We start from the raw sequence: 233 nt of genomic DNA, 5'->3' as shown, positions 1-233 counted from the left end.
AAGGTACAAGTTAAAAATCTTCTTGGTGGAGCCAAGCGGGATCGAACCGCTGACCTCCTGCTTGCAAGGCAGGCGCTCTCCCAGCTGAGCTATGGCCCCATATTCACCCCAAAAAGTGACGTTTAAGACTACTTTTTGAATGGGTTTAAGTTGTTATGGTGGGCCTTAGTGGACTCGAACCACCGACCTCACCCTTATCAGGGGTGCGCTCTAACCAGCTGAGCTAAAGGCCC

The 233-nt window shown here is 51.5% G+C and carries 2 tRNA genes; both read right to left on the bottom strand.

The features are described 5' to 3' along the window. Window positions 1–23: 23 nt before the first annotated feature. Window positions 24–99: transfer RNA gene (locus tag KJS52_RS27205), tRNA-Ala, on the bottom strand. 57 nt (window positions 100–156) lie between these two features. Next, window positions 157–233 (bottom strand) — tRNA-Ile (locus KJS52_RS27200).

The sequence above is a fragment of the Paenibacillus montaniterrae genome (genome assembly GCF_018403185.1).
Lineage (GTDB): Bacteria > Bacillota > Bacilli > Paenibacillales > Paenibacillaceae > Pristimantibacillus > Pristimantibacillus montaniterrae.
The sequence above is the reverse complement of the archived record's forward strand: the minus strand, read 5'-3'. Positions and strand labels throughout refer to the sequence as shown.